The sequence below is a fragment of the Glycomyces amatae genome, assembly GCF_020991375.1.
GTDB lineage: Bacteria > Actinomycetota > Actinomycetes > Mycobacteriales > Micromonosporaceae > Glycomyces > Glycomyces amatae.
The window spans coordinates 20,030-46,160 of sequence record NZ_JAJLQZ010000021.1 but is presented as its reverse complement, the minus strand read 5'-3'; the positions used below and the strand labels follow the sequence as shown (position 1 = coordinate 46,160).

21 protein-coding genes are annotated in these 26,131 nt (G+C 72.9%); 14 read left to right on the top strand and 7 right to left on the bottom strand.

Going from position 1 to position 26,131, the window contains the following annotated elements; translation table 11 throughout:
• The first annotated feature begins 404 nt into the window (after positions 1-404).
• The 4 genes from LO763_RS23620 (at position 405) to LO763_RS23600 (ending at position 7,994) form a co-directional block, all read left to right on the top strand.
• Positions 405-1,262, top strand: a complete 858-nt coding sequence (locus tag LO763_RS23620; protein ID WP_230789743.1) for a hypothetical protein — start codon at positions 405-407, stop codon at positions 1,260-1,262.
• 1,494 nt (positions 1,263-2,756) lie between these two features.
• Positions 2,757-3,932: a methyltransferase, FxLD system gene (gene fxlM / locus LO763_RS23610; RefSeq protein ID WP_230789739.1), complete on the top strand. Its 1,176-nt coding sequence runs from the start codon at positions 2,757-2,759 to the stop codon at positions 3,930-3,932.
• Between the two features lie 215 nt (positions 3,933-4,147).
• Positions 4,148-6,025, top strand: a complete 1,878-nt coding sequence (locus LO763_RS23605) for a CASTOR/POLLUX-related putative ion channel (protein WP_230789737.1) — start codon at positions 4,148-4,150, stop codon at positions 6,023-6,025.
• 184 nt (positions 6,026-6,209) lie between these two features.
• Complete coding sequence (locus LO763_RS23600) at positions 6,210-7,994, top strand: ABC transporter ATP-binding protein (protein ID WP_230789734.1); 1,785 nt, start codon at positions 6,210-6,212, stop codon at positions 7,992-7,994.
• 497 nt (positions 7,995-8,491) lie between these two features.
• Here LO763_RS23600 and LO763_RS23595 read toward each other — a convergent pair whose 3' ends face one another.
• Positions 8,492-9,466, bottom strand: coding sequence for an aldo/keto reductase (locus LO763_RS23595; protein WP_230789732.1), 975 nt, complete (start codon positions 9,464-9,466; stop codon positions 8,492-8,494).
• A gap of 98 nt (positions 9,467-9,564) precedes the next feature.
• Here LO763_RS23595 and LO763_RS23590 point away from each other — a divergent pair, with 98 nt between their 5' ends.
• The 5 genes from LO763_RS23590 to LO763_RS23570 all read left to right on the top strand — a co-directional run bounded on the left by LO763_RS23590 (position 9,565) and on the right by LO763_RS23570 (position 13,536).
• Complete coding sequence (locus LO763_RS23590; protein ID WP_230789730.1) at positions 9,565-10,128, top strand: TetR/AcrR family transcriptional regulator; 564 nt, start codon at positions 9,565-9,567, stop codon at positions 10,126-10,128.
• Positions 10,129-10,292: 164 nt separating this feature from the next.
• Complete coding sequence (locus tag LO763_RS23585) at positions 10,293-11,354, top strand: glycerophosphodiester phosphodiesterase family protein (protein WP_230789729.1); 1,062 nt, start codon at positions 10,293-10,295, stop codon at positions 11,352-11,354.
• A gap of 97 nt (positions 11,355-11,451) precedes the next feature.
• Positions 11,452-11,802 (top strand): bleomycin resistance protein, encoded by a 351-nt coding sequence (locus LO763_RS23580; protein WP_230789727.1) that lies wholly within the window; start codon positions 11,452-11,454, stop codon positions 11,800-11,802.
• Positions 11,803-12,169: 367 nt separating this feature from the next.
• Positions 12,170-12,361 carry a hypothetical protein gene (locus LO763_RS23575; RefSeq protein WP_230789726.1) on the top strand — a complete coding sequence of 64 codons (192 nt, stop codon included), beginning with the start codon at positions 12,170-12,172 and terminating at the stop codon, positions 12,359-12,361.
• Positions 12,358-13,536 (top strand): 4-hydroxybenzoate 3-monooxygenase, encoded by a 1,179-nt coding sequence (locus tag LO763_RS23570; protein WP_230789724.1) that lies wholly within the window; start codon positions 12,358-12,360, stop codon positions 13,534-13,536. Before LO763_RS23575 ends, LO763_RS23570 begins: the two co-directional genes overlap by 4 nt.
• A 42-nt stretch (positions 13,537-13,578) precedes the next feature.
• Here LO763_RS23570 and LO763_RS23565 read toward each other — a convergent pair whose 3' ends face one another.
• Positions 13,579-14,166 carry a GNAT family N-acetyltransferase gene (locus LO763_RS23565; RefSeq protein WP_230789722.1) on the bottom strand — a complete coding sequence of 196 codons (588 nt, stop codon included), beginning with the start codon at positions 14,164-14,166 and terminating at the stop codon, positions 13,579-13,581.
• Positions 14,167-14,231: 65 nt separating this feature from the next.
• Here LO763_RS23565 and LO763_RS23560 point away from each other — a divergent pair, with 65 nt between their 5' ends.
• The 4 genes from LO763_RS23560 (at position 14,232) to LO763_RS23545 (ending at position 18,357) form a co-directional block, all read left to right on the top strand.
• Positions 14,232-15,755, top strand: coding sequence for an ABC transporter substrate-binding protein (locus LO763_RS23560; RefSeq protein ID WP_230789720.1), 1,524 nt, complete (start codon positions 14,232-14,234; stop codon positions 15,753-15,755).
• Between the two features lie 205 nt (positions 15,756-15,960).
• Positions 15,961-17,691 carry an ABC transporter permease subunit gene (locus LO763_RS23555; protein ID WP_230789717.1) on the top strand — a complete coding sequence of 577 codons (1,731 nt, stop codon included), beginning with the start codon at positions 15,961-15,963 and terminating at the stop codon, positions 17,689-17,691.
• Positions 17,692-17,707: 16 nt separating this feature from the next.
• Positions 17,708-17,962, top strand: coding sequence for a FitA-like ribbon-helix-helix domain-containing protein (locus LO763_RS23550; protein ID WP_230789714.1), 255 nt, complete (start codon positions 17,708-17,710; stop codon positions 17,960-17,962).
• Positions 17,959-18,357 carry a type II toxin-antitoxin system VapC family toxin gene (locus LO763_RS23545; RefSeq protein WP_230789712.1) on the top strand — a complete coding sequence of 133 codons (399 nt, stop codon included), beginning with the start codon at positions 17,959-17,961 and terminating at the stop codon, positions 18,355-18,357. Before LO763_RS23550 ends, LO763_RS23545 begins: the two co-directional genes overlap by 4 nt.
• Before the next feature lie 58 nt (positions 18,358-18,415).
• Here LO763_RS23545 and LO763_RS23540 read toward each other — a convergent pair whose 3' ends face one another.
• From LO763_RS23540 to LO763_RS23520, 5 genes are all read right to left on the bottom strand, one after another.
• Positions 18,416-19,228 (bottom strand): VOC family protein, encoded by an 813-nt coding sequence (locus tag LO763_RS23540; protein WP_230789710.1) that lies wholly within the window; start codon positions 19,226-19,228, stop codon positions 18,416-18,418.
• 203 nt (positions 19,229-19,431) lie between these two features.
• Positions 19,432-19,824, bottom strand: a complete 393-nt coding sequence (gene mscL, locus LO763_RS23535; protein ID WP_230789708.1) for a large conductance mechanosensitive channel protein MscL — start codon at positions 19,822-19,824, stop codon at positions 19,432-19,434.
• 216 nt (positions 19,825-20,040) lie between these two features.
• Entirely contained in the window at positions 20,041-20,664 is a 624-nt protein-coding gene (locus LO763_RS23530) for a Uma2 family endonuclease (RefSeq protein ID WP_230789705.1), read from the bottom strand.
• A 169-nt stretch (positions 20,665-20,833) separates the two neighbouring features.
• On the bottom strand, positions 20,834-23,209 hold the full coding sequence (locus LO763_RS23525; protein ID WP_230789703.1) for a carbohydrate-binding protein: 2,376 nt from the start codon (positions 23,207-23,209) through the stop codon (positions 20,834-20,836).
• A gap of 52 nt (positions 23,210-23,261) precedes the next feature.
• Positions 23,262-24,302 (bottom strand): LacI family DNA-binding transcriptional regulator, encoded by a 1,041-nt coding sequence (locus LO763_RS23520; protein ID WP_230789700.1) that lies wholly within the window; start codon positions 24,300-24,302, stop codon positions 23,262-23,264.
• Between the two features lie 517 nt (positions 24,303-24,819).
• Between LO763_RS23520 and LO763_RS23515 the strand changes: the two genes are divergently transcribed.
• On the top strand, positions 24,820-26,115 hold the full coding sequence (locus LO763_RS23515; RefSeq protein WP_230789697.1) for an ammonium transporter: 1,296 nt from the start codon (positions 24,820-24,822) through the stop codon (positions 26,113-26,115).
• The last annotated feature ends 16 nt before the right edge of the window (positions 26,116-26,131 follow it).

Below are 26,131 nucleotides of genomic sequence, written 5' to 3'. Positions count from 1 at the left end.
CGATGCCGAAGCGGTCGCCAGCCCGGGTGCTCGACCGCTGGCGGCGGGGCGCCTCTCCGCTCGGCGGTTCGTCCAGCGGCGCGCCCTGGTCGGCGCCGCGGCCGATCCCCGCCTAGCGGACCCCACGGCCGGTTCGCTTCGACGGCGGGTCTGGGCCGACGCCGAAGCGGTCGCTCGACCGCCGGGGGTTCGACCGCTGGCGGCGGAGCGCTTCTCCGCGCAGCGGGTTCGTCCAGCGACGCCCTTGTCCGACACCGCAGCCGAAGTCGATGCCTTCGTTCGACCGCTGACGGCGACCGCGGTGAAGGGCGCGAGGGCTTCACAGGGCGCGGCCGCGGTGCCAGACTGGACCGGTCCGCGGCGGGGAGCCCGCCGCGCCGTCGACGGCTCGATGAGGAGGCGCCGTGCGCTGGGCCCGGATCGGCATCGTCGGAGCGTTCCTCCTGGCCGCCATGGCCGCCGGGCTGGCCGGGCACTCGGCCCGACCCGAGCCCGCCGCACCGGTCGCGCCGTCCGCCGCCCCCGACCTGAGCGCCACCGCCGAGATCCGGCGCTCGTTCATGGAACCGGGCGTCGTGGCGGTCGCGGTGACCAACCACGGGGACGCGCCGGTGCGGGTGCTCGGCGTCGAGCTGGTCACGGAGTCGTTCGCGCCCTTGGGGGAGCAGGCGTTCGACGCGGAGGTGCCGCCGAGCGTGAACCCGCGGGACCTGATGACCGAGTACGGGGAGGCGCGGTGCCCCGACGGGACCGCGTCGACGGCCGCGCCCGCGACGGCGCTGCTGAGGGTCGCGACCGAGGACGGTGCGGTGCACGAGGTCGCGGCCGCGCTGCCTCACCCGAACGGGACCCTCGACCGGCTGGTGCGGGAGGCGTGCGCGGCGCAGGCGGTGCGGGCGGCGGCCGAGGTCGAGCTGGGGGCGCTGGCGGAGGCCGGGGACGGCACGCTCGCGGGGGAGCTGGCGGTGCGGCCGCTGGCGGGGGCGGTGCTCGCCGTGACCGAGGTGCGGGGGAGCGTGCTCTTCGAGCTGAGCGCCGGTGATCCGGTGCCGGGGCCCGGCGGCGAGGTGGTGGTGCCGATCGGCTTCGACGCCTCCCGGTGCAGCGGCCACGCGGTGGGCGACGCGAAGCAGCCGTTCGGGTTCATGGTGTGGATCGCGATCGACGGCGCCGAGCCGGTCGCGACGCCGGTCGAGGTGCCGCAGACGCAGCGCGAGGACCTGTGGGCGATGCTCGACGCGAGATGCGATCACGAGGGCTAGGCCCAATGCCGTTCAGTTAGGGCGCCGGGGTGGGTCGGTCGGGTGCCGGTCGCGTTGGGGGAGCGGTTAAAGCGGCGGCGACGAAGCGGTGGGTGGAGGGCTGGGGTCGGTTGGCGGGCCCGAGGTAGTGGAGGGTCGGGCGGGCGGGGCGCCATTGTGGATCCGGTGGTCGGTGTTGTTGCGGTGCAGGGGCACCGGTGGAAACGTGAGGGTTCTCTACCCGTGTGGGTGTTGCCGGGGTGGGGCTATCGGGGGGATGATTGGGGTACGTACAGGGTTACGGAATCAGTGCAAGCGAACGAGATGTGTTCATTTAATGCAGACTACGACAGCCTCTGGCCGCTCGTACCGCCCACTGGTGTCGGGGCCGCCCTCGCAGCTAGGACGGGGGTTGCTCGTCTCGCGTTCCGGTCCTGCGCTGGTACCACCGTCACCGCGGTCTACGGGCATGTGACGGGAGTGCGGCCTCCTTGAGGAGGTACCGCCGGCCAGCACAGTCGGAGTCCCGCACACACCCCCGGGCGTATCCAGCACACCCACCCGACCACCACCACCGACAGGAAGGACAGGACGAACCGAGCCACATCCGGCACGCCGGATAGGACCGGCAGGCCGCTACGGCGACTACTCGACGGCGATGCGAGACAGCGCCGCGGGGCAGCCTCGCCAGGCGACGCGACCACCATCGCGTGCCCGCGAGGACGCGACCACACCTTTGGAAGGAGGTGAACCCACCATGACCACCACGACGACGATGCCCTGCACTGCGACTCCTGCGGCATCCACCGCCCGGCAGGCCGCTTCGGCGAGCCCGGCCACCACCGACCCCGCCGCCGCCGCAGCGATGACCGGCAGCGGCGCGACCCACACCGCCCCGGCCCCGGCCACCTACCTCGGTCCCGGCCCCCGGCTTCGTCGCCGCCCGAACCCTCACCGGGCACCAGCCCGGCCCCGGCAACGCACTCAAGCTCGCCGCCCCTCGCGCCATCGCTGACCGCTCGAACCTCACCCAACAACCACCCCGGCCTCGGCGACCACCGCAGGACCGGCCCCTCCCTTACGCCGTCGCCGCCCGCCCTAACCCCACCCGAGCACCGACACCGCCTCGGCAACGCACCCAGGACCGACCCCTCGTCTCTGCCTCGCTGCTCGCCTGAACCCCGGCCACGAACCCGCCCAGCCCCGGCAACGCACCTCCCCCCGATTTCCCGACGCTAGTTCGTCGACCGCCCGAACACCGGACTAAGACCGGCTCCCCTAACTGAACGACATTGGGGTTAGGCCCCGTCGCCGGACTCCATGCGGCCTCGGCTTCCCCGAGTGCGGCGCCCGCCGTCCGGCTCCCGGGGCTCGACTCCTGCGCCCCGTCCTCCTCCCCGGCGACCGATGCGGCCTTCCAAAGGGTGACACCGGTGGAGGCGCCCGCGGCGCATCGGACGTACCCTTGGAGTCGTGGGTGATCGCACCGATACTTCCGGTAATGAAGCGAGCCGTTTGCGCGCCCGGCTCGTGGGGAACCTGCGGTCGAACGGGGTGATCCGCAGCGCGTCGGTCGAGGCCGCCATGCTCGCCGTCCCCCGCCACTGCTTCCTCTACGAGGCGCCGCTGCGCGCGGCCTACGCCGACGACGTGTACGTCACCAAGCGCAACAGCGACGGCGACGCCGTCAGCTCCGCCTCCCAGCCCGCGATCGTCGCCGAGATGCTCGAGCAGCTCGACGTCCGCCCCGGCCACCGCGTGCTCGAGATCGGCGCCGGCACCGGCTACAACGCCGCGCTCCTCGACGCCCTCGTCGGCTCCCACGGCTCGGTCACCACAGTGGACATCGACGCCGACACGGTGATGCGCGCCCGCAAGGCCCTCGACGAGGCCGGGTGCCGGCGCGTCCAGGTCGTCCAGGGCGACGGCGAGCTCGGCGCCCCCGAAGGCGCCCCGTACGACCGCATCATCGTCACCGTCGGCACCTGGGACCTGCCCCCCGCCTGGTGGGGCCAGCTGGCCGACGGCGGCAGGCTCGTCGCCCCGCTCTCCATCCGCAGCTGCGAGCACTCGGTCGCCTTCGACTACCGCGACGGCGTCATGCGCAGCCGCTCCGTCGTGGGCTGCGGCTTCATGCCCATGCGCGGCCTCGGCAGCCACGACGGCCAGACCGTCGAGCTCTCCGAGGGCCGGATCATGACCTTCCACGTCGAGGGCGAGGTCGACGCCGAGGGCGCCACCGGCGCGCTCGACGGGCGCGGCACCACCGTGTGGACCCCCGTGCGCCTCAAGGTGAACGAGGACGCCTCCCAGCTGTCGCTGTGGCTGGCCTGCGCCTTCGCCGGGTACGGGCGCATGAGCGCGCCCTTCGGCGACCACGGCCTCCAGCGGCTCCTCATGCGCTGGGCGAACCCGGCCGTGGTCGAGGGCGGCGACTTCGCGTACGCCGTGTGCCGCCGCGTCCCCGGCGGCAACGAGATCGGCGTGCGGGGCCACGGTCCCGGCGGCACGGCCCTCGCCGTGCGGGTCGCCGAGCAGGTCCGGCTGTGGGACCGCGTGTGCCGCGACGGCGTGAACCTCCAGATCGTCGCCTACCGGGGCGACGACGAACCGGAAGCGGCGCGGGGGGCCCGGTTCACGGTCCCCAAGCGCCACACCCGCCTGGCGATCCGGGTCGCGCCCGTCCCCTAGCGCGCCCTCCCCGCCCGAGTTCTATGGTGGTCGGTGGCCCTCCGGTCGCCGCGCCCTCGCCGACGCCTCCCCGACCCCCGGATCACTCCGCGTGACCGTCCCGAAGTGGACGCAATGCGGTATCAATGGTCGACACCCCGCGACCTCCCCGGTTCGACTCGCCTCCGCCCCGAGTCGGCCCGGTCGACACCCGTTCCCCCAGAAAGGACTCCCCGATGTCCGAACCGACGTTCAAGCAGCGGACGCGCTATTGGTTCGACAACACCATGTCGAAGGGCACGAAGGCGCTCATCGGGTGGCTGACCGTGATCACCTTGGTGCTCACCGCGCTCGGCGCCCTGCTGCTCCTGGCCATAGGCTCGGGATCCGGCGGCCTCGGCAGTACTCTGTGGACTTCGTTCATCCACATCCTCGACGCCGGGACCATCACCGGCGACGCCGATTTCAACTTCGCCTCCATGGTCATCATGTTCGCCACGACCATCGGCGGCCTGGTGATCCTGTCCTCACTCGTGGGTGTGCTCACCACCGGTCTCGACGCGAAACTCGAAGACCTCCGGAAAGGCCGCTCGTTCGTCGTTGAGAAGGATCACACCGTCATTCTCGGATGGTCGGACCAGGTCTTCATCGTCATCTCGGAACTGGTGGAGGCCAACGAGAGCGAGAAGCGCGCGTGCATCGCGATCCTCGCCGACCGCGACAAGGTCGAGATGGAGGACGAGATCCGCGCGAAGATCGCCGACCTCAAGTCGACGCACGTCGTCTGCCGCACCGGCGACCCCGCCGACCCGGCCGACATCGCCCTGGTCAACCCCGCCCAGGCCAAGAGCGTCATCCTCCTGACCTCCGCCGAGGAGGACCCCGACGCCCAGCTCGTCCGCAGCCTCCTGGCCGTCACCCACGGCGGCGAGGGCCCGCTGCGCTGCCACGTGGTCGGCGCCGTCGCCGACGGCCGGAACCTCCCGGCCGCGCGCCTCGCCGGGGGCCGCGCCGCGCACGTGGTCGACGCCAACGACCTCATGGCCCGCCTGATGGTGCAGACCTGCCGCCAGTCCGGCCTCTCGGTCGTCTACACCGACCTGCTCGACTTCGGCGGCGACGAGATCTACATGGTGGACGAGCCCGGCCTGTACGGCCGGCCCCTCGGCCAGGCCCTGCACTCGTACCGGACCTCCTCGCTCATCGGCGTCCTCACCAAGGAGGGCCGCTGCATCGTCAACCCGCCCGCGAGCGCCAACCTCCAGACCGGCGACAAGCTCATCCTCATCGCCGCCGACGACTCCGCGATCCGCCTCGACGGCTCGCGCCCCGCGATCGACGAGAGCGCCATCGTCGCGCGCGGCGACACCGGGAACCGGCCCGAGCGCACCCTCATCCTCGGCTGGAACGCCATGTCCCGGACGATCCTCGAGCAGCTCGACCAGTACGTGACGCCCGGTTCGATCACCGACGTGGTCACCGACCACCCCGACGCGGCCGAGGCGATCCGTAAGATCGGCCCGACCATGCGCGTCCAGGGCCTCAACTTCAAGGAGGACGACCCCACCGACCGGCGCCTCCTCGAGACGCTGAACCCTGGCTCGTACAACCACATCATCGCGCTGTGCTCCGACGACGTCGCGCCGCAGCTGGCCGACTCGAAGACGCTCGTGACCCTGCTCCACCTGCGCGACATGGCCCAGCGCACCGGCACCCGCTTCAAGGTGGTGTCGGAGATGGCCGACGACCGCAACCGGACGCTCGCGCAGGTCACGCAGGCCGACGACTTCATCGTCAGCGACAAGCTCATCAGCCTGCTGCTGACCCAGACCGCCGAGAACCCGCACCTGTCGCAGGTGTTCGCGAACCTGTTCAGCCCCGACGGCTCCGAGATCTACCTCAAGGCCGCCGACCACTACGTGCGCACGGGGACGCCGGTCAACTTCTACACGGTCGCCGAGTCGGCCCGCAGGCGGAACGAGACGGCCATCGGCTACCGCGTGGCCGCCGAGGCGCCGCACGCCCCCAGCTACGGCGTGCACCTGAACCCGGACAAGGCCCAGCAGATCATGCTCCAGCCCGGCGACAAGATCATCGTGCTCGCCGAGGACTAGGGGCGCCACCGGGCCCCCGCACCGGAGCCGGGACCCCTCCGGGGCCGCCGGCGCCCCGCCCCGGCTCCCGCACCGAAGACGTACGACTTCCGTCGTATACGAATACTCGACTTCCGGCCGAGGCCGCCGTCGGCGGCCCCGGGTAGCGTCGAGAAGGACCGCAGCACCCAGCGGAGGAAACAGCATGACCGACACCACCGCGGCGCCGCCCGGCGCCGTCGCACCCGATCCGCCCGCGAAGGCGCCCGTGCGCCGATTGTGGGCCTACGCCCGTCAACACCTGCGCCTGCTCGTCATCGGCGGCGTCCTCTCCTTCGCCGGCGGACTCGTCGGCCTCGTCCAGCCGCTCATCGCGATGGACGTCATCGACACCCTCGCCGCGGACGGGTCCCTCACCCGGCCGCTGCTCTACCTCGGGGCCGTCGTCATCGTCGGCGGCGCCCTCAGCGCCCTGGGCCCCTACTTCATGCAGATCGCCGGGCAGGACGTCGTCCTGACCGTGCGCAAGCAGCTCATCGGCCGGCTCGTGCGGCTCCAGGTCGCCGAGGTCGACCGCCTCAAGCCGGGCGACCTCGTCTCCCGGCTCAGCTCCGACACCAACCTCCTGCGCACCGTCGCCAGCACCACCGTCATCGGCGGCGTCACCGACGCGTTCATGCTCCTCGGCGGCGTCGCCCTCATGGCCTGGCTCGACATCGCCCTGTTCGGCACCACCATGGCCATGGTCGTTCTGGTCGCGGTGACGATGGTGTTCATCATGCCGCGCATCCAGAACGCCACCCTCGACTCCCAGAAGTCCCTGGGCGACATGGGCTCCCTGCTGGAGCGCATCTTCAGCGCCTTCCGCACGGTCAAGGCCTCCGGGGCCGAGAACCACGAGATCGCCCGCCTCGAGTCGGCCGCCACGATCGCCCGCGACAAGGGCGTCAAGGCCTCCTTCTGGGAGGCGCTCGCGGGCGTGGCCGCGTTCATGCCGGTCAACATCGCGTTCCTGATGGTCCTGGGCGTCGGCGGCGCCCGGGTCGCCTCCGGGGCGATGGACGTCGGCACCCTCATCGGGTTCCTGCTGCTGCTGTTCTACATGATGGGCCCGATCGGCGGCCTGGTCGCCTCGCTCTCGCAGCTCCAGACCGGCCTGGCCGCGATCCACCGCGTCGAGGAGGTCGCGAACCTCGACTCCGAGGAGCCGCAGGAAGCCCCGGACGCCGCGGGCGAGACCACCCGCGGCGGCCCGGCGCAGGTCGTGTTCGAGGACGTGACCTTCCGGTACGCCGAGGACCTGCCGCTCGTCCACCACGGCGTCACCTTCGCCTCCAGCGGCCGCGGCCTGACCGCCCTGGTCGGCCCCTCGGGCGCCGGGAAGACCACGGTGTTCTCGCTCATCGAGCGGTTCTACCCGGTCACCACCGGTTCGGTGCTGGTCGACGGCGTCGACGTCCGGGACTGGCCGCTGGAGGAGCTGCGCGGCCTCATCGGCTACGTCGAGCAGGACGCGCCGGTCCTCGACGGGACGCTCCGCGAGAACCTCGTGATGGCCGCTCCCGACGCGAGCGACGCCGACCTCGACGAGGTCGTGGCGACCGCGCGGCTGACCGAGCTGGTCGGCAAGCTGCCCGAGGGGCTCGACTCGCGGATCGGGTACCGGGGCACGACCCTCTCGGGCGGCGAGCGCCAGCGGGTCGCCATCGCGCGGGCGCTGCTGCGCAAGCCGCGGCTGCTGCTGCTCGACGAGGCCACCTCGCAGCTGGACGCCGCGAACGAGGCCGCGCTCAAGCAGGTCATGCTCGACGCCGCCGAGCGCACGAACGTGCTGGTGGTCGCCCACCGGCTGTCGACGGTGACCAGTGCCGACCAGATCGTCGTCTTCGACACCGGAGTGGTGCGGGCGGTCGGCACGCACGCCGAGCTGGTCGCCACCGACGAGCTGTACCGGGACCTCGCGGCCTCGCAGCTCCTCACCGCCGCATAGGGAAGCGGGTCGCGGGCGCTGCCGGCGCCCGCGACCCGCTGCGATGCGCGAAGACCGCCGGGTCCCGCCGACCGGCGCCGCGCCGCGGCGGGACCCGGCGGTCGGCGACCGCGGCCGGGCGCCCCTGCCCCCGAGCGGTTCACGTTGCCTCGCAGGCGGTCGCGACCCCGCCACTGATATTCGCGAGGTTCGATGCTTGACGTCCGGGCCCGAGTGCGCCAAGATGCTTATAGAAAGCGGTTCCTATCGCTCTCTACGGCCGTGTGGCACGGTTCTGGCTGCGAAGATTCCCGTATAGACGCTTCTTCGTAGAAACCGGTTCCAGATCTACTGGAGCGGTATCGGCCAGGGCCTCCCCGCCGGCCGGAGGCCGCCGCCCCGGTGACCGGACGGATGGTCGCGGTGGTGCATGCCGGGGTGGCCGCCACCGCCGGGGCGACGGCCTCCCGCTTCGGCGGCCGGTGCGCACCGGTCTCCCGGGCGCCGCACAGGCCCCGTCACCGGGCGTGGGAGAGGCCTCGCGAGGCCTCGTCGAGGCGGTCGAGCTCGCGGCCGCCGAGCACCAGGTCGCCGCTCGCCGCGGCCTCGGCGGCCTGCTCCGGGCGCGACGCGCCGGGGATGGCGACCACCGTGTCGCCGTAGAAGGTCACCACCCACGCCAGCGCCACCTGGCTCGGCGACGCGCCGTGCGCCGCGGCGATCCGCTTGAGCTCCTCGATGAGCGGCCGGGTGCGGTCGAGCGTGCGCCGGTTGAACCGGCCGAGCGCGCGGCGGATGAACCGGACGCGCTCGAGCCGCTCGGGCTCGTCGTGGAACCTGCCGGTGAGGAGTCCCGACCGCAGGGGCGAGGAGGCGATGAGGGTGACCCCGAGCCGGCGCGCGGTCGCGACGACCCCGCTGGACTCCGCGTCGCGGTGCAGCAGGTTCAACTGGATCTGGTTGGAGGCCAGGGACAGTCCTTCGGCGGCGAGGACGGCGGCGGCCCGCTCCATCTGGGCGGCGCTGAAGTTCGAGACGCCCACGGCGCCGATCCGGCCGCGCCGCTGGAGCCGAGCCATGGCCTTGACCTGCGAAGCGAGGGAGGACAGGGCCCCGAAGGGCATGTGGATCTGGTGCAGGTCGACCGGGAAGCCCTGGAGGGCGTCCAGGCGGTCGCCGATCGTCGCGCCGATGCTGCGGGCGGTGCGCAGGGCCGGGGTCCACTTGGTGGCGACGGCGACGTCGCCGGGGCGCACGTCGAGGTCGCGCAGGGCGGTGGCCAGGGTCCGCTCGGAGTGGCCGCCGCCGTACATCTCGGCGGTGTCGAACCAGTCGACGCCGCCGTCGAGGGCGGTCCTGACGATCGCGGTGGCGGTGTCCCGGCTGGTGGCGCCGTAGAAGCGCCCTCCGGCGCCGATATTGCTGAACTGCATGCAGCCCAGTCCGATAGGGGTGATCTCACGGTCGGTGGTGCCGAGTCTTCGGGTGCGCATGGCGACTCCCGTCGCAGTGGTGGAAGGCGGCCTCGCCGCCTTGTGAGATAGTTATGTCTCATAATGATACATGCATGTCTCTCCCGTAGGCTCCTGCCATGACCCGACGTCCCGAACCGCACGATCCGACCGCGGAGCGCCTGCTCGACGCGGCCGCGCAGGTGTTCACCGAGCGCGGCGGGACCGCGGGCATGGCCGAGGTCGCCGCCGCCGCCGGCGTCGGCCGCGCCACCCTCTACCGCTACTTCCCGAACCGGGCCGCGCTCCTGCGCGGCCTGGTCCACGCGGCGTCCGAGGAGGTCGAGCGCCGCATCGCCGACGCCGACATCGACAATGTGGACGTGCGCGAAGGCCTGTCGCGGCTGTGCCGGGGCTTCATGGCCGCCGGCTCCCGGTACGGCTTCCTCGCGGCCGTCGAGGACCAGCCCGAGAAGGGGCCCGACCTCCACCGCCGCCTCGGCGACCCCGTCCGGGCGCTGCTCGAACGCGGCGTCGCCGAAGGGGTCCTGCGCGACGACCTGCCCGTCGAGACCCTGTTCGCGCTCTTCACCGGCCTGCTGACGCAGGCCGTGAGGCTCGCGGCGCGGGACGGGCTCGGCCCCGAGCGGGCCGCCGCCGCGGTCATCGCGCTGTTCCTCGACGGGGCGGCCCTCCGCGGCTGAAGGGGCGCCGGGCCCGCCGCGGCCGCGTCGACCGCCCCGACCCGCCGGGGTCGAATCACCCGTTTTCAACCACTCTTCAAGTACCGTTCAGCCGCGGGCAGGCCGCGGTACGGCGGCGCGCGGTTCGCTGAAGGTCCCCGCTCACCGACAGGAAGAGGACTTCCATGTCCCGCAAGCGCCTGCTCCTGCGCGGCGCGGCCGTGCTGGCCGCCGCCGGAACCCTCATCGGCCTCGCCGCCGCCCCGGCCGCCGCGAGGCCCCACCACGGCCACCACCACGACGAGCCGATCGTCATCGCCCACCGCGGCGCCAGCGGCCACCTGCCCGAGCACACGCTCGAGGCCTACGCGCTCGCGGTCGAACTCGGCGCGGACGTGATCGAGCCCGACCTCGTGCTCACCGCGGACGGCGAGCTGCTCGCCCGCCACGAGCCGATGCTCGACGGGACCACCGACATCGCCGAGCACCCGGAGTTCGCCGACCGCGAGACCACCAAGCTCGTCGACGGCAGCCCCGTCACCGGGTTCTTCGCCGACGACTTCACCCTCGCCGAGCTCAAGACCCTCCGGGCCGAGGAGCGCCTGCCCGACCTGCGGCCGCAGAGCGCCGCCCACGACGGCGAGTTCGAGCTCGTCACCTACGACGAGGTCCTCGACTACGTGGACACCCTCCGCGGGAAGGTCGTCACCTACCCCGAGATGAAGCACCCCTCCTACTACGAGGAGCAGGGCATGAGCATCGAGGACGCGCTCGCCGACCTCCTCGAGGAGCGCGGGCTCGACCGCAAGCGGTCGCCGGTGTGGGTCCAGTCCTTCGAGTACCAGAGCCTGCTCGACATCGCCGAGCGCGTGGACAACCGGATCGGCCTCAACATCGACGGCCAGGGCCGCATCTCCGACGCCGAGCTCGACGAGTACGCGCGCACCCTGGACACGGTGAGCCTCAACAAGAACCGCATCTTCCCGCGCGGCGCCGACGGCTCGGTCTCGGAGCCGACCGACGTGGTGGAGCGCGCGCACGACCGCGGCCTGGACGTGCACGTCTGGACCTTCCGCGCCGAGAACGCGTTCCTGCCCGCGAACCTCCGCGACGGCGACGACCCGGCCGCGTGGGGCGACATCGAGGCCGAGTTCGCGCTCTTCTACGACCTCGGCGTCGACGCGGTCTTCAGCGACTTCCCGGAACTGGCGGTCGCCGCGCGCGACGACCGCCGGCACCGGGGCTAGACCCGGGATTCGCAACACCGGAGAGGGGCCGCCCTGCCGCCGGGGCGGCCCCTCGCCGTTCCCCGGGATTGTCGGTGCGGGCTGGCACGATGGCCGGATGAGCACTGAAGACACCGCCGAGCAGGCGATTCCGATCCTCCGCGTCGCCGACGCCGAGACCGCCGCGGCCTGGTACGCGCGGCTGGGGTTCACCGAGGAGTGGGTGCACCGGTTCGAACCGGGCTTCCCGGCGTTCGCGTCGGTCGCGCGGGGGCCGGTGCGGCTGTTCCTGTCCGAGCACGAAGAGGACGCGAAGCCGGACGGGGTGGTGTACCTGCGGCTGCGCGATGTGGACGCGATCGCGGCCCGGTTCGGCGGCGAGGCCGAGCAGACCGAGTGGGGGACCAGGGAGGTCGAGCTGATCGACCCGGACGGCAACAGGGTCCGGATCGGCTCCGCGGCCGACTGAGGAGGGTCGTCTCGGGACCGGTCCTCGGGCAGGGGCGATGCCGCCGGGGGCGGTTCGCGAAGCCCCCGGCACAAGGGTGACAGGCGGGTCCGACAATCCGGGGCGGCGCCGTCCCCCGAGGTCGGGTGTGTTGCGCCGCAAGGCCCCCCGATGCAACAATGCCGCGGCGGTGTGACAATTCGGGGCCGGGGCCGGGGCCGGGGCCGGGGCCGGGGCCGGGGCCGGGGCCGGGGCCGGGGCCGGGGCCGGGGCCGTGCCGAGGGCGGTCCGGTCTTGACCTCGTGTCGGGTATCCATTAACTTCGATATGTGAACGAGTATTCGCATCGCGAACATCCGGTGCCCTCACCTCGTCCCCGGAGGCACCCATGAGACGCCCGCTCGCCCTCGCCGCACCGGCGGCCACCCCCGTCGGCACCGTCACCGCCTGCGGCGGCGGGGACCGCGACCGGCTCGGCATCCGCTCCGGCCCCGAGTTCGCGAAGCCGCGCGGCGCGGTCTGGAAGGAGATCCGGGCGGCCGGGCAGGGCGCCGGCCCGGCCGCGGAGGCGGACCGATGAGGACCCGCGTCGGGATCATCGGGGCCGGGCCCGCCGGGCTCCTCCTCGCGCTCCTGCTGCGCCGCAGCGGCATCGACGCGGTCGTCCTGGAGCGCCGCAGCCGCTCGCACTGCGAGTCGCGCGTGCGCGCCGGCGTCCTCGAGCAGGGCACCGCCGACACCCTCGCCGCCGCGGGCGCGGGGGAGCGGATGCTCGCCGAAGGCCATGTGCACCAAGGCATCGAGCTGCGCTTCGGCGGCGCGGGCCACCGGATCGCGTTCGAAGACCTCGTGCCCGGCCGCGCGATCACCGTCTACGGGCAGCAGGAGGTCGTCAAGGACCTCATCGCGGCGAACCTCGCCGCGGGCGTGGAGATCCGCTTCGAGGCCGACGACGTCGCCGTCCACGGCATCGACGGCGCCCCGCACCTCACCTTCGGCGGCGAGCGCCTCGACTGCGACTTCATCGCCGGGTGCGACGGCTTCCACGGCGTCTCGCGCGCCTCCGTCCCCCCGGAACGCCTGCGGGTCTTCGCGAAGACCTACCCGTTCGCGTGGCTCGGCGTCCTCGCCGACGTCGCCCCCTCCGCCGCCGAGCTGATCTACGCCGCCTCCGAACGCGGCTTCTCGCTGCACTCGATGCGGTCGGACCGTGTGAGCCGCTTCTACCTCCAGGTCCCGCCCGAGACGCGGCCCGAGGACTGGACCCACGAGGCGATCTGGGCCGAGCTCAAGGCCCGCCACGAGACCGTGCCCGGCTTCACCCTCCGGACCGGGCCCGTCCGTGCCGTCGACGTGGCCGCGATGCGCTCGTTCGTGGTGGAGCCCATGCGGTTCGGGCGGCTCTTCCTGGCCGGGGACGCGGCCCACATCGTGCCGCCGACGGGCGCGAAGGGCCTCAACCTCGCCGTGGCCGACGTGCGGGTCCTCGCCCGCGCCCTGGAGGACCACTACCGGTCCGGGGACGACGCCGGGCTCGACGCCTACTCGGCCGCGTGCCTGCGGCGCGTGTGGCGGGTCCAGCACTTCTCGGCGTGGATGACGAGCCTCCTGCACGCCTTCGGCCCTCAGGAGAACGGCGAAGCCGGGTTCGACCGGCGGCTCCAGCGGGCCCGGCTCGAAGGGGTCGTGCGCTCGCGCGCGCAGGCGACCGTGCTGGCCGAGAACTACGTGGGGCTGCCGTACGAGGACACGTGAGCCGCCGCCGCCCCGATGAGCGACGGCGCGGCCCCGCCCCGCTCAGCGCGGGATGCGCAGCCTGAAGTGCACCGTCTCGAACGGCTCGCCCGCGTCCTCGCGCAGGTCGTTGACCGCGGTGCGCTCGTCGAACAGGACCTCCCCGCGCCGCGACCAGAACTCGACCGCGCCCGGCGTGCGCGCGTCGGTGTGCAGGTAGACGCCCGTGTAGCGCTCGCGCGAGGCGATGAACCCGAGGCAGGCGTCCACGAGCCCGCCCGCCAGGCCCCGCCGGCGGTGCTCGGGACGCACGTAGACCCGGTACAGACTCGCCGTGCGGCCCTCCTCGAAGCCGCGGGCCACCTCGAGCGGGTGCGGCGGCGAGAACGGGGTCTGCCCGCGCACGCCCGCCGTGCCGACCACCCGGCCGTCCCGGACGGCCACGAACAGCGCGTTGTCCTCCGGCGCCAGGTAGAACGACTCGAGGTCGATGATGTCCGAATGCCACCGGGGGAGGTAGCCGTGGCCGAAGTCGCGGTAGACGGTGTCGAGCATGACCGAGCGGGCCTGCGCGAGGTCCTCCGGGCCCGCCTGGCGGAGGGCGTAATCCGATGCACCTTTGGTTTCACTGGACATCACGAGACTCGACATGCATGCCAGTATTGCACTCGACTTGCAATAGGAAGACCTTCGCGACAAGAGACGAGACTCACTCCATGCCGCTCTCCAGGCGCTCCCTGCTCGCCGCCGCCCCCCTCGGCCTCGGCGGGCTCCTCGCCACCGCCGGCTGCTTCGACTCCGGCGGCGCCGCGCCGGGCCGCCTCACGATCGCGATGGCCCTCACCCCCGCCGCCGCCCTCTCGCCCCACTCCGACGACGCGTTCCTCCTCGCCCGCTGGGCCGTCGCCGAGACCCTCCTGGGCCTCGACGACGACGGCCTGCCCGTCGCGCGCCTCGCCCTCGACTGGACCCGCGCCGAGGGCACCGCCTGGGACCTCACCCTCCGCGACGACGTCGCCTTCCAGGACGGCGCCGCCCTCGACGCCGCCGCCGTCGCCGCCTGCCTCAACGCCGCGGCCGCGGCCGCGGCCGTCCCGCGCGTCATCGACGGGATCGGCCTCGCCGCCGAGGCCACCGGCACCCACACCCTCCGCGTCACCACCGTCGAAGCCGACCCCGTGCTCCCGCAACGGCTCTCGAGCCCGCAGCTCGCGATCCTCTCCCCGGGCGCCTACGGCGGCGGCACGTCTGGAAACGGCGCCGTCGACCCGGTCGGGCACGCCACCGGGCCCTTCACCATCACCGAGTCCACCGCCACCGGCGTCGTCCTCGAACGCAACGACGACTACTGGGGCGAGCCCGCGCTGCTCGACGGCTACCGCGCCGACTACGTGCCCGACGCCGCCACCCGCGTCGCGGCGCTGCGCTCCGGCGAGGCCCACGTGCTCGAGGCCGTCCCCTACGCCCAGATCGCGAACCTCGAGGACTCCCAGCTCCAGGACGCCCCCACCGCCCGCACCGTCGGCCTCTACCTCAACACCGCCGCGGGCCCCCTCGCCGACCCCGCGCTGCGCGCCGCCGTCGCCGCCGCGGTCGACCCCGCCCCGATCGTCGACGACATCTACGAAGGCCGCGCCGACGCCCCCGAGGGACTCTTCGGGCCCGCCCTCGCCTGGGCCGCCGACCACCGCGACTACACGCTCCCCGAGGCCGCGGCCCCCGCGGGCGAGGCGCTCAGGCTCGGCACGTACTCCAACCGGGCCGAACTGCCCGAGGCGCTCATCGTCATCGCCGCGCAGCTCGAGGCCGCCGGGTTCGCGACCGAGACGGACGTGCGCGAGTACAACGACATCGAGCCCGACATGCTCGCCGGGGACTTCGACGTCTTCCTGATGTCCCGCTCGGTCGTGCAGGACTCCGGCGACGCCTACACCGCCCTCGCCTCCGACTTCGCCTCCGAGGGCGGCTTCAACGCCTCCCAGCTCGCCGACCCCGCCGTGGACGAGGCGATCGCCGCGGTCAACACCGCGTCCGCGCCGGTCGAGGGCGACACCCCGGAGGCCGTCGCCGAGCGCCGCCAGGCCGCCGTGCTCGACGCCGAAGCGGTCGTGCTCGGCACCGGCGCGTTCGTGCCCGTCGCCCACGAGCGGCTCGTGACCGGTGTGGCCCAAGGCGTCACGGGCGTCGCCAGCGACCCGCGCGAACGCGAGATCATCACCGCAGCCACCGACATGGAGTAGGAGCGGCCCCGTGCACTCGAACGGCCCGCATCCGGCCCGCCCACCCGTCGCTCGGCTCGGACCGCGCACTGCTTGGCGCGCAAGCAATGCGCCTGCTCGCCGCGTCGCGTTCCCCGGCGCCGGTGCGCGGATCGCCGCCATCCGGCGGCGGACACCGCCCCTCCCGGACAGGGCCTGACCCGTGGCACTCCGAGGCGCATGGGGCGTGCTGACGCGACTGCTGGTCCTCCTGGCCGTCCTCGTCGCGATCGGACTGCTGCCCTGGCTCGCCGACCGCGATCCGGCCCTGACGGTCCTGCGCGCCCGCTACCCCGGCCGCGAGGCCACCGAGGGGGCCCTCGCCGCCGTCCGCGCCGAGCTCGGCCTCGACGCCGGGCCGCTCGCGATCCTCCGCGACTGGCTCGCCGGACTCGCCCGCGGCGACCTCGGCACCTCCTGGGCCAGCGGCGCACCCGTGGCCGACACCGTGGTCCCGGCCTTCGGCACGTCCCTCACCGTCATGGGCGCGGCCCTGCTCGTGACCGCCGCGGTCACCGCCGCCGCGTGTGCGCCCGCCCTGCGCCGCGCCGCCTCCGGGCGGCCCGTCCGTTCCGGCGGCATCGCCGTGGCCTCCTTCGCCGCCCTCCCCGACTTCCTCCTCGCGACCCTCGGCGTCGCCGTCTTCGCCGCCTGGCTCGGCCTCCTGCCCGCCTACGGCTTCGACGGCCCCGCGAACCTCGTCCTGCCCGCGCTCGCCATGGGCCTGCCCGGCGGCGGCGTCGCCGCCCGCCTCGGCCGCGACGCCATCGGCCAGGTCGCCGCCGAGGACTGGGTGCGGCAGTGGCGCGCCGCCGGGTACCCGCGCGTCCGGATCGCCCGCGCGCTCCTGCGCCGGGCCGCGCCGCCGCTCGCCCCGCAGCTGGCGATCGTGGCCGTCAGCATCACCGGCGCGGCCGTCGCCACCGAGACGATCTTCGCGATCCCCGGGCTCGGCCGCGCCGCCCTGGCCGCCGCCGACGCCCAGGACCTCCCGGTCCTCCAGGCGTGCATGGTGCTCCTCATCGGCTTCGGCTTCGCCGCGGGGCTCGCCGCGCGGGCGGGCGCCCGCCGCCTCGCCGGACCGGCCGCCGAGGCCGCCGCGATCCCGGTCGCCCCGCCCGTCTCGGGCGGGCGGCGCCGCCACCTGGCCTGGTTCGCCTGCGCCGCAACGCCGTTGCTGATCGCCGTCGTCTACGGGCTCGCCCGCAGCGGCGCCATCGCCACCGGGACGCGCCTGGAAGGACCGAGCGCGGCCCACTGGCTCGGCACCGACGAACTCGGCCGCGACGTGCTCGCCCGCCTCGGCCAGGGCGCGGCGTGGACCGCGGGGGCGGCGCTCGGGGCGTGCGCGCTGTCGTACGCGATCGCGCTGGCGCTCGGCTTCCTTCCGCGCCTAGCGCATCCGCTGGCCGAGGCGTTCAACTCGTTCCCGGTGGCGATCGCCGGGATGCTCGTCGTGGTCGTGCTGGGGCGCGGCCAGCTCGGCGCGGTGATCGCGGTCGTCGCCGTCTCGTGGCCGCCGCTCGCGGCCCACGCGGCCGCGCTCGTCGCGCAGGCCGGGAGCGCCGGGCACCGCGAAGGGCGCTTGGCGCTCGGCGCCGGACCGGGATGGATGCTGCGGCGCCACACGCTGCCGCTCGTGACCGGGCCGCTCGCGGCGCACGCGGGACTGCGGCTGCCGGGGATGGCCCTCGGGATCGCCTCGCTCGGCTTTCTCGGCCTCGGCGCGGGCCCCGACGCCCCGGAATGGGGCGCGAGCCTGGCGAGATCGATGCCGTACCTCGAGCGGGCGCCGCTCGCGGCCCTCGCCCCGGCCGCGGCGATGATCGCCCTGACCCTCGCCGTGATGGCCGCCGTATCGCTCCCGAAGCGCCCGACACACCGCTCGAGGCGAAATGCGAGGATGCGCGAAGCATGATTCATATGCTCGTCGCATGATCGAAAGTTATGCTGAGACCATGAAGAACATCCAGGTGAAGAATGTCCCCGACGAGGTCCACCGGGTGTGGAAGACTCGGGCCGCCGCCGAGGGCATGTCCCTCCAGGAGTACCTGCTCCGCAAGCTCACCCGGGAAGCGCAGCGGCCCACCGTTGCGGAGGTTCTTGCACGGGTGGAGCACCGAGGGGGCCCTGCGCTCGACCACGACGAGATCGTGGCGATGATCCGCGAAGACCGAGAAGCCCGGTGATCATCGTCGACGCATCGGTGCTCGCCCCCGCAGTGGCGTCGCTGACCGAAGCCGACACACGTCTTCGCAAGGAGCTCGGGCAACACGAGTTGGCTGCTCCTGCTCATGTCAACCTCGAGGTGATGTCGATCCTCCGCAAGTACTGCCGCAGGAACGTCCTCACTGAGGAGCGGGCCGGATTGGCGCTGTTCGACCTCAAGGAGCTCTCGATCGAGCGCGTACCTTCGGAGGCCTTGGAAATCCGCATCTGGGAACTGCGGCACAACGTGACTCCGTACGACGCGGCGTACGTCGCGCTCGCTGAGCGGTTCGGCGCGGAATTGTGGACCTTCGACAAGCGACTCGCGAACGCCCCCGGAATCGAGTGCGCCGTCACGGTCCCCGAATTCGGCTGACGCGCCGAGGCCCCGCCGCAGTGCGGCGGGGCCTCTCACGTTCGTTGCGGAGAACCGCTCACGCGTCGTTCGCGCGTTCCCTGCTCGACATCACCGAGAAGTGCGCGCCCGTCGGCGACACCAGGACCGCCATGCGCCCGCCCGGGTCCTCCACGGGGGCCACCGCCACCGAGCCGCCCAGGTCCACCGCCTTCGCCGCGGTCAGGTCCACCGAGTCGGTCCCGAAGCACACCAGCCAGTGCGGCTTCATCTCCAGCTCGGGGCCCAGCGCCATGCGCCCGCCCCCGAACTCCACGTTCGTCTCGTGCGTCCACAGCCCCACGTACGGCGCGTCCCGCGGCGGGTCCTCCGCGTCGGGCAGCCGCACCGACCAGTTCAGCAGCTCCGAGTAGAACTGCATCGCCTCCACCGGGGCGCCGTCGTAGACGTACTCGCACCACACGACCGCGCCCGGCTCGTTGTACGCCGTGAAGCCGACGTGGTCGCTCAGGGGCTCGTACAGCCCGAACGCGCCCCCGTCCGGGTCGCGCATCCCCGCGTACACCAGGTCCTCCCCGATGCGCATCGGGTGGCTCACGACGGTCCCGCCGAGCTTCTCGGCCTCGGCCGCGGCCTGCACGCAGTCGCCCACGTGGAACGCCACGCCCCAGCCCGCCGGCGGCTCGCCGGGCGGGGACGCCACGATCCCCGCGACCGCCCGGGCCGTGGCGGCCGTCGTGCCCAGGCACAGCTCCGTGTAGTGCCCGAACTGCTCGCCGCTGTCGAAGCTCGCCCAGTTGAACAGGCGCGTGTAGAACGCCAGGTCCGTAGCGAGGTCGGGGGTGGTGGTGTCGGCCCAGATCGGGGCACCGAGAGGGATAGAGGTCGCCATGGCGTACGTCCTTCGGGGTCGGGTCTTGCACTTCGGGTCAGGTCTCGCGGGTCGGCGCACCGCGGGTCGGCGATGCCACCCCACCGTCCCACGCGGGTGCGACACAGGCAATACCTCGATCCCGCGGCCCGGCGGGTACCCGGCCGCGCTCCCGCGCCAAACCTCCGCGTCGGCCCGCCGCGCCGCCGCGGCGGGCCCGGACGTCACGGCTGGCCGCGGCGCTGCTCCTGGAGGAGGTCCCGGATCTGCTCCAGCAGGACCACCTGCTCCTCGCGCACGACCTCGGCCTCCTCCTCATTGGACATGAACCGCTCGCGGAGCTTGTTCATGGGCATCACGACGACGAAGTACACCGCCAGCGAGGTCAGGAAGAACACGAGCAGCCCGTTGAGGAACACCCCGTACGGGAACTCGACGCCGTTGATCGTGAAGCTGCCGCCGACCTCGGCGCCGCCGGTGACCAGTGTGATGAGCGGGTTGAGGAACGCGTCGCCGAAGGACGTCACCAGGGCGGTCATCGCCGATCCCATGACCACCGCGACGGCCAGCTCGACCACATTGCCGCGCATCAAGAACTCTTTGAACCCTTTGATCATGGTCACGAGTCTCGCATCCGCACCCGCCCCGGCCGCGGTCGCTCGGTGCGGTGTCGCAGTGCCGCGCACGAGATCACCCTTACGGGACGAGGAGAGCGTGAAGGCGCGGGACGTCGTCCTCGCCGACGCCCGGTTCGAGGCCCTGAACGGCCTCGCCGGGGAGCAGCCGGACGGCGGAGGGGCCCGCGCCTCGCGGCGCGGGCCCCTCCGCTCACTTCAGGCCTTTCGCGTCTTCGGCGTGAACGGGCCGGTGTCGAGCTCGAACCCGATGGGGTCGGGAAGCGTCACCGGTTTGCCGAACGCCGTCTTCTGGTGCTCGACGTAGTTCCCGTTGCCGTCCGGCTCGCTGTACACGGTCACCGTGCCTTCGCCCTCATGCCGGTCCACCAGGAGGTAGACCGGGATCATCCCGTAGGCGTAGCTCCACAGCTTCGTCTTCCGGTCCCTGCGGGCCGAGGAGTCGGAGGTGACCTCCACGGCGAGCAGGATCTCTCCCGAGTCGACGGCCTGGGTCTCCTCTTCCTCGTCGAGTACCGCCATCGGCAGCACGACGAGATCTGGTATCAACGCCTCGTCCGTGTGCGCAATGCGCACGCCGAGCTCATTCGCCGAGTACCACTCGCGTTCGGAGGCGAGCGGCCACAACTGGCGGCTGATCTGAGCGCAGATCTGGCTGTGCTTGCTGGTCGGGGACGGCGACAAGACGATGTCTCCTCGAATGATCTCCGCTCGGAATCCGGGCGGCACATCGAGTTCTTCCCATGCCTTCCACAGTTCACCCTGGTCGGCGGGGCCTGCTTCGCTGTCGGTTTCGGCAACGGCCATCGCGAGTCCTCCCATGTGCGACCTCCTTTCCTGGCGTCTCGATGAATGGTGCGGATCGGGACGGCCAGGTTCCCCCAGTATGTGGCAACCGGCGAGCTCCCGCCACCGCCCCGCGCATGTCCAACGAACGGGTGATCCGAAGGTGACGAGCGCTCCTTGAACTGTCGGATACCGGACGGTCCGGTCACGGATTGAGCGGTGCCAGGCGGAACCGCTCGAAGTCCGCGGTGGGCTCATCGGGGTTGGTGAAGGTGAGCGTGTTCGCGCCCTCCTGCAGTTCGACGATCACCGGGCAGGTCCAGAAGTCGTTCCAGGTCCAGGTGCCCCGCATGGGGAACCGCCCGATCAGGGCGCCGTTCACGGTGATGTCGCAGTGGCGCGTGACGATGTCCACGTTGTACTCGTGGCCTTCGGCGCGCACGTCGTTCGCGTAGCTCACCAGCAGCATGTGCGGCCCCGCCGCGGCCTCGACGGTGATCGCCGCGCCCGCGCCCCGCCCGTTCCAGCCGATCACGTGCCCGCGGTTCGCGAAGTCGTTCACCACCAGGCACGAGCCGCCCGACCGGACCGCCTCGGCGGCGTCGACCTCCACCGGCTCGGGTCCCGGCACGGGCCGGACCTCCAGGCCCGCCACGTCGGCGGCCGTCCGCAGCCGGTTGATCCCCGCGTGCAGGAACACCGGCCGCTCCAGGTCCACCGGGACGTCCTGGTTCTGCGGCCCCGCCAGGACGCCCGCGAGGGCGCCCTCGACCCGGTGGTAGCCGTCGGCCGCCGCGTACAGGTCGAAGACCAGGCCGTCGCCGTCGGTCCGCGCGAAGGCCCCGTCGTATGCCTCGCGGCAGGGCCGGTGCTCGGTCAGCTCGATCTTGTCGAGCGCCACCTCCCCGCGGGCGGTCCCGATCGCGCCGGTCTTCGACAGCTCCACGGTGTTCGCGCCCGCCCGCAGCCGCACGCCCTCGTGGGCGATCGACCGGTGCTGCCAGTTCATCGTGGTCGGGTAGTCCACGAACCGCTCGGCGCCGTTCACGGTGAGCACCTGCTGCGCGGGCTGCGGCTCGGTCGCCTCGGCGCCCCGCCCGTACATGTGCGCGTAGAAGATCCCCAGGTCGTACTCGCCCGCCGCCGGGACCTCCACATGGAACACCACGCCCGAGTCGACCAGGTTCAGGCCGTTCACGTCGTGCTCGCCGGAGGCCGCGAAGCCGCTGCCGTCGCCCGCGTGGCCGTGCCGGGTGATCTCGCCGGAGGTGACGACCGCCTCCTCGGCCTCCCACGAGCCCTTCCACGGCGGCGGCCCGACCGGCTCGCCCGCGCCGCGCGCCAGCGTCACCCAGTACGCCGCCATCCGGTCCGCGCCGCGCACGGCGACCTCCAGGCCCGCAGGGGGACCGGTGAGGCGGTCGACCACGACGGGCGGCCCGGCGGCGCCCTCGTACCCCGACCAGTCGATGCGGTGCACCGTGGCGGTGACGGCCTCGCCCCAGAACGCCGGGTCCAGGCCCTCGGCCGCGATGGTGAAGTCCCCGTCCGCGCCGCCCGCGAGGATCTGCGCGGTCCCGCGCTCCCGGTCGAGGCTCGCGACGCCCTGGAGGGTGTCGACCGTGTCCGGCCGGGGCGGCGTGACCCGCACCGTGGTGCCGGTCATCCCCGAGTACGCCTTGAGGCACCACCACGCGCCGCCCGGCACGTTCGGACGCGGCGCCGCGCCCGAGTAGCCGCCCGCGGCGGTCCAGTAGGCCATGTCGGCGTGGACCTTCGCGTCCTCGAACATCGCCGCCCACTGCACGAGCTGACCCGGCACCGACAGGTCCCGGTTGTTCCCGTACTCGTCGATGTTGACCTCGCGCGGCTCGATGCCGAGGTCGCGCTCCAGCCGCCGGTACGCCGCGTAGTGCCCGCGGAAGTCCGCGAGCGAGTCCGGTGCGAGCTCGTGCCAGGCCGTCCACTCCGGGAGCGTCCCGGTGTCGCGGGCGCGGGTGAGGAAGTGCCGCAGGAACTCCGGGTGGAAGTACGCCTCGTTCGGTCCCGCCAGCGGCACGCCCGGGGCCAGGCCCCGCAGCAGCCGCGCCGTGGTGGTCCAGTCGGCCATGAACCGGTCGAACCGCGCCGGGACGTCCTCCTTGAGCCCGTACCAGATCCAGTCGGGCTCGTTGAACGGCACGAGCACCAGCCGCCCGGCGTTCCCCTCGGTGAGCATCGGCGGGACGACCGCGCACAGCCGCTCGTGGTAGACGTCGATGCCCACGTCCTCGTACGGCCACTTCGCGAACAGGTCCTGGAGGTACACGAACGCCAGGCCGGTGCCCTTGCCCGCGCGGTCGCCGCGGCGCAGCACCGCGACCGCGTCCGAGGCGGCGCCGCCGGGGTGCTGGGCGCCGCCGTCGGGCTTCACCGCGAGGGTGGTGATGTCGAGGGCGTCGAGCAGCTCGTCGCCGGGCACGCCGTCGTCGGAGACGCCGTAGAGCGACCCGGTCGCGCCGTGCAGGACCGGGCCGGTGGGGGCGGCGAAGTCCGCGACGAGGCGGTCCGGTGCCGCCGGCGGGAGGGGAGGAGGGGTCATGGCGGGGGCCTTTCGAATGCCGGGCCTTTCTCGGGCAGCGGGCCTGTCGCGGTCAGGGGCGGGGCGGGCCGGAGGTCTCGCGGACGATGAGCTCGGGCTCGGGCCAGCTCGGCCGGGGGCGGGGGGTCGAGCTGTCGACGCGGTGGCGCAGGAGCTCGAACGCGCCGCGCCCGACGCTCTCGAAGTCCTGGTTCACCGTGGTCAGCGCGGGGGTGGTGAACGCCGAGAACGGGGTGTTGTCGAAGCCCACGATGGAGAGGTCGCCGGGGACCGAGCGCCCGGCCAGGTGCGCGGCGCGCAGAGTGGCGAGCGCGAGGTGGTCGTTGCCGCACAGGATCGCGGTCACCGCCGGGTCGGACACGAGCGGCCGCACGGCCTTGAACGCCTCGGTGATCGTCCACCCCGAGGGCACGGGCTCGGGCACCTCTCGGCCCGCCTCGCGCAGGACCCGGGCCCAGCCGTCGGCGCGGTGGGCCTTGCCGCCGCCGAACGTCCCGGTCGAGGTCGGGATCGCCAGGTGGTGCACGGTCTCGTGGCCCAGTTCGAGCAGGTAGCGGGTGGCCTCGGCGGCGGCCTTGCCGTCGTCCATGCCCACCAGCCACGGGGAGGCGGCGAGCTCGTCGGCGGTGTAGGGGCCGATCGCGACCATCGCGTGAGGCTGGGTGTCGAGCAGGACCTGCTTGGCGCGCATGCCCGGCTCGTCGTGGGCCATGATGATCGTCGGCTCGCCGGCCCGGGGCAGGCGGGCGATGATGTCGGCGTCGGAGTGGGTGTCGGCGGGGTCGAGCACCGAGATCGACACGCTCCACTCGAGCGACCGCGCGGCCTTCTCGATCCCGCGCAGGGCCGCCTCGGGCCCGTACAGGGAGGTGTCGGCGGTGAGCACGGTGACCGATTCGACCGCGCCGCCCGCGAGGCTGCGGGCGAGCCGGTTGGGCCGGTACCCGAGTTCGGCGATGGCCTCGAGGACCTTGTCGCGGGTGGCGGCGGCCACGCGCGGGGAGCCGTTGACGACCCGTGAGACGGTCTGGTGGGAGACCCCGGCCAGGCGGGCCACGTCCCAGATACTGGCTGCCTTCTTCGGTTGCGCCATCGCAGTCGCTCTTTCTATGTTCGTCGCAGGCCGGTTCAGGGGACACGGTGAGGACACAGTGCGGCCGCGGTCCCGTACGACGATACGCCGAGCGATGTTAGCGCTCACGCATTTCGCACGTCAAGACGCCGGAGGCACGATGCCGCAACGACTCGGTGACGGCCGCGCAACCGGCGGTGAGCCCACCGCAAACGCCCCGAAAGCCGCATCCGCACCACGCGTTGCAGTGGTGGGCGTCTCAGCGCCCGTGGTGAGCGGGAGTTCACACGCTTGAAATCTTTCGCGACAGCTTCTTAACACGCAGGCCCGGGCCGCGTAACACGTCGCGGTGAAGCTGTCTTCACTCCGGTAGGTAGGAGAAACACGCGCCGGCCGCATCCCGCCCGCAACGGCGGGGCGGGCCGCCAGGCCCGGCGGTCGGCGCGTGGCACCCGCACCGAGCAGCGACGCTCCCCTCGCACCGGACCACGACTCCAGCCCTCACGCACCTACCCATCTCCGAAGAGAGGAGGCGGCCATGCCCGAACTCGACACCGGCAACAACGCCTGGATCCTGATCTCCGCCGCCCTGGTCCTGCTCATGACCCCCGGACTCGCCCTGTTCTACGGCGGTCTGAGCCGCTCCTCCAGCGTCATCAACATGATGCTCAAGTGCCTGGTCGCCATCGGCCTCGTCTCCGTCGTCTGGGTCCTGGTCGGCGAGTCCATCGCCGTCGGCGACGGCGGCGGCAACCCCTTCTTCAGCATGGACGTCGGCTCGGCCTTCGGCCTGCGCTACGTCACCGACCTCGGCACGGTCGACGGCGGCGTCTCCGCCGGGGCGATGTCCGCCTTCGGCATGATGTTCGCGATCATCACCGTCGCCCTCATCGCCGGCGCCGTGGCCGACCGCATGAAGTTCCCCGCCTGGGTCGTCTTCGCCACCGCCTGGGTCGTCCTCGTCTACGCCCCCGTCGCCTACTGGGTGTGGGGCGGCGGCTGGATCGAGGAGCTCGGCGTCCTCGACTTCGCCGGCGGCACCGCGGTCCACGCCAACGCCGGCGCCGCCGCGCTCGGCCTCGCGCTGGTCGTCGGCCGCCGCATCGGCTGGAAGGACGGCAACTTCGCCCCGCACAACCTGCCGCTGGTCGTGATCGGCGCGGGCCTGCTGTGGTTCGGCTGGTTCGGCTTCAACGCCGGCTCGGCCTTCGTCTCCGACGCCATCGCCGGCCTGGCCCTGCTCAACACCCAGGTCGCCACCGCCGCCGCGATCCTCGCCTGGCTGCTCATCGACCGCCTCCGCGGCATCAAGCCCTCGGTGCTCGGGGCCTGCTCCGGCGTCATCGCCGGCCTGGTCGCCATCACCCCGGCCGCCGGCTACGTGACCCCGCTGGGCGCGATCGCCATCGGCGCCGTCGCGGGCGTCCTCTGCCCCTTCGCCATCGGCCTCAAGCACAAGCTCGGCTACGACGACTCCCTCGACGTGGTCGGCCTGCACATGGTCGCCGGCATCTGGGGCTCGATCGCGGTCGGCCTGTTCGCCTTCGGCGGCGTCACCGGCGGCACGGACGGCGTCTTCTACGGCGGCTCCTTCGCCTTCCTCGGCTGGCAGACCGTCGCGGTCCTGGCCGTGGTCGCCTACTCCTTCGTGGTGGCCCTGGTCATCGCCCTGATTCTCAAGGTCACCATCGGGGTCCGCATCAGCGAGGAGCAGGAGCTGGCGGGCATCGACGCCGCCCAGCACGGCGAGGCCGGCTACGACCTGCCCGTCAACGGCAACATCGGCACCGGCCTGCCCGAGGCCGCCGGCGAGCCCGAGAAGGTCAACGCCTAGCGCGACCGCACGTCGC

Coding starts and splice junctions, on each gene's coding strand:
- LO763_RS23605 (WP_230789737.1), top strand. CDS start 4,148: ATGTCCGAACCGACGTTCAAGCAGCGGACGCGCTATTGGTTCGACAAC.
- LO763_RS23600 (WP_230789734.1), top strand. CDS start 6,210: ATGACCGACACCACCGCGGCGCCGCCCGGCGCCGTCGCACCCGATCCG.
- LO763_RS23595 (WP_230789732.1), bottom strand. CDS start 9,466: ATGCGCACCCGAAGACTCGGCACCACCGACCGTGAGATCACCCCTATC.
- LO763_RS23590 (WP_230789730.1), top strand. CDS start 9,565: ATGACCCGACGTCCCGAACCGCACGATCCGACCGCGGAGCGCCTGCTC.
- LO763_RS23585 (WP_230789729.1), top strand. CDS start 10,293: ATGTCCCGCAAGCGCCTGCTCCTGCGCGGCGCGGCCGTGCTGGCCGCC.
- LO763_RS23580 (WP_230789727.1), top strand. CDS start 11,452: ATGAGCACTGAAGACACCGCCGAGCAGGCGATTCCGATCCTCCGCGTC.
- LO763_RS23575 (WP_230789726.1), top strand. CDS start 12,170: ATGAGACGCCCGCTCGCCCTCGCCGCACCGGCGGCCACCCCCGTCGGC.
- LO763_RS23570 (WP_230789724.1), top strand. CDS start 12,358: ATGAGGACCCGCGTCGGGATCATCGGGGCCGGGCCCGCCGGGCTCCTC.
- LO763_RS23565 (WP_230789722.1), bottom strand. CDS start 14,166: ATGTCGAGTCTCGTGATGTCCAGTGAAACCAAAGGTGCATCGGATTAC.
- LO763_RS23560 (WP_230789720.1), top strand. CDS start 14,232: ATGCCGCTCTCCAGGCGCTCCCTGCTCGCCGCCGCCCCCCTCGGCCTC.
- LO763_RS23550 (WP_230789714.1), top strand. CDS start 17,708: ATGATCGAAAGTTATGCTGAGACCATGAAGAACATCCAGGTGAAGAAT.
- LO763_RS23540 (WP_230789710.1), bottom strand. CDS start 19,228: ATGGCGACCTCTATCCCTCTCGGTGCCCCGATCTGGGCCGACACCACC.
- mscL (WP_230789708.1), bottom strand. CDS start 19,824: ATGATCAAAGGGTTCAAAGAGTTCTTGATGCGCGGCAATGTGGTCGAG.
- LO763_RS23530 (WP_230789705.1), bottom strand. CDS start 20,664: ATGGGAGGACTCGCGATGGCCGTTGCCGAAACCGACAGCGAAGCAGGC.
- LO763_RS23525 (WP_230789703.1), bottom strand. CDS start 23,209: ATGACCCCTCCTCCCCTCCCGCCGGCGGCACCGGACCGCCTCGTCGCG.
- LO763_RS23520 (WP_230789700.1), bottom strand. CDS start 24,302: ATGGCGCAACCGAAGAAGGCAGCCAGTATCTGGGACGTGGCCCGCCTG.
- LO763_RS23515 (WP_230789697.1), top strand. CDS start 24,820: ATGCCCGAACTCGACACCGGCAACAACGCCTGGATCCTGATCTCCGCC.